Annotated in this window: 1 protein-coding gene; it reads right to left on the reverse strand. The window is 64.0% G+C overall.

The genetic code is table 11. The features are described 5' to 3' along the window. Window positions 1-2,304, reverse strand: a 2,304-nt coding sequence (locus BM317_RS29375) for a condensation domain-containing protein (RefSeq protein ID WP_256574307.1), incomplete at both ends; no start/stop codon positions are given.

The following is a 2,304-nucleotide window of genomic DNA, read 5'->3' on the forward strand; positions in this document are numbered from 1 at the left end:
GAGCCCGCTACCGAGATCGATCACCGGCATCGAAACACCGGCCAACAACCCAACCGTTGCCGATTGGGCCAGCACCACCGCCGGCGCACTGTCTTCCAGCATGTAGGCAATCCGATCCGCCGGATACGCCGGATCCAGCGGCACATAACCACCGCCCGCCTTCAAGATCGCCAGCAGGCCCACCACCATGTCGCTGCCGCGCTCGACGCAGATCGCCACCCGCGAATCCGGCCGCACACCCTGTTTGCGCAGGTAATGCGCCAGCCGGTTGGCCTGCTCGTTCAGCTCGCGATAGCTCAGGCGCTGTCCGCCATGCAGCACCGCCAGCGCATCCGGCGTGCGCTGCACCTGTTCCTCGAACAGCCCATGAATGGTTTGCTCCAGCGGGTATTCAGCAGCGGTGGCGTTGAACGCAACCAGCAGTTGCTCACGCTCCGCTACCGGTAGAATCGGCAGGCGATACAACGCGGCCTGGGGCGTCTGTTCCAGCGCCTCCACGAGTTTTTCCAGGACCGCATGCATGTAGCCGCAGACCCGCTGCGCGCCAACCTGCGCTGCTGCCAGTACCGTCAAGCGCAAACCGCTGCCCAGGTCGTCGACGTTCAATGTCAGCGGATAGTTGGTGCGTTCTGAGCCATCCAGGGCATGGATACCTTGCCAAGCATCTGTCGCCTGGGCCGAAGCCACACCCACGGCGCTGTGTCGGTAGTTGAGCAAGGCGCTGAACAGCGGCAACGGCGCCGCCACGCCGCTGCAGCGCTGGGCCAGTGCCAGGGAGGCATGCTCGTGGCCCAACAGCGAAGTCAACCGGGCATGAGTGGCCTTGACGCCCGCACGCACGCCCTGGTGCCCTACCTGAATCCGCAACGGCAAGGTGTTGATGAACATCCCCAGGGCACGATCGGTGTCGGCACCGCCCTGCATCCGCCCCATCAGCACAGTACCGAATACCACATCCTGCTTGCCGGACACCTTGCCCAGTACCTGGGCCCAGGCCAGGTGCGCCAGGCTGGCGACGCTTACCCCCAACTGACGGGCCTGGGCCCGCAGACGCAAGTCCAGGAAAGCCTCCACCGATTGCTGGGCTTCTTCGATGCCATGGCCATTGCCCTGCACATCCTGCAGGCCGAACGGCAATGTCGGTTCGTCGATATCGCCGAGCATCTCGCGGAAAAACACCTCATGTTCTTCACGACTCATGCCCAGGCGTGCCTGGGCCACATAATTGCGATAGGGCACCACGTCAGCCAGTTGCCCGACGTCGCCCATCAGATGCGCCTGCATCTCGTGCTGCACCACTTCAAGCGCCGTGTGGTCGAGCACCATGTGATGGAACAACAGTGTCGCGACCCATCGATGATTGGCGGCATCCTGTCCATAGGCCAGGCGCATCAGGGGGGCTTGGCTGACATCCAGGCGATGGTGTCGCGGGTCGAAGCGCTGCTGCAACTGTGCCACGGCATCACCGGCGGCCGGATCGAGGTCGACCGCTTCAACGTGCAGCTTCGCCTCGCGCCAGACCACTTGCACCGGCGACTCCAAGCCTTCCCAGACCACACTGGTACGCAGGATGTCGTGACGATCGATCACTACCTGCAACGCCTCGACGAACGCATCGAGCCGTTCGCGGTGATCGAAGGCAAACTGCGACTGCAATACATACAGATCGCCCTGTTCGGCCGAAAGATGATGAAAGAAGATGCCTTCCTGCAGCGGCGCCAGCGGATAGATATCCTGCACGTTGCCCGCGCCGCCCGGCACCGTGTCCACGATGCGGTCGATGGTTTGCTGATCCAGCTGGACCAGGGGCAGCATCGGCGGCGTGATCCGCGTGCAGCCCGGCAGGATGCCGTTGTCCGGTACCTGGATTTCGCTGCCGCTGCCCACCGCTGCCGCCAGCGCCATCAAGGTCGGCTGGCCGAACAGCACGCGCACGTCAGCGCTCAGACCGACCTGGCGCATCCGCCCGATCAGGCTGACGGCCAGCAACGAGTGGCCACCGAGTTCGAAGAAGTGATCGTGACGGCCGACGCGCTCGACCTTGAGCAGGTCCTGCCAGATCTGCGCCAGGGCGATTTCGACTTCGCCCCGGGGGGCTTCGTAGCCGCGGGTGATGACCGAATCCAGGTCTGGGGCCGGCAAGGCCTTGCGGTCGAGCTTGCCGTTGGGGGTCAACGGCATGGCGTCGAGACGCACATAGGCCACGGGCACCATGTATTCCGGCAATTGCCCTTGCAAGTGGCGGCGCAGGGTTTCGATGTCCACCGTTTCGGATTGAGTGAAGTAGGCCACCAGGCGCTTGTC

Origin of the sequence: Pseudomonas sp. NFACC24-1 (assembly GCF_900115235.1) — a bacterium.
In the GTDB taxonomy this organism is placed as follows: Bacteria; Pseudomonadota; Gammaproteobacteria; order Pseudomonadales; family Pseudomonadaceae; genus Aquipseudomonas; species Aquipseudomonas fluorescens_AA.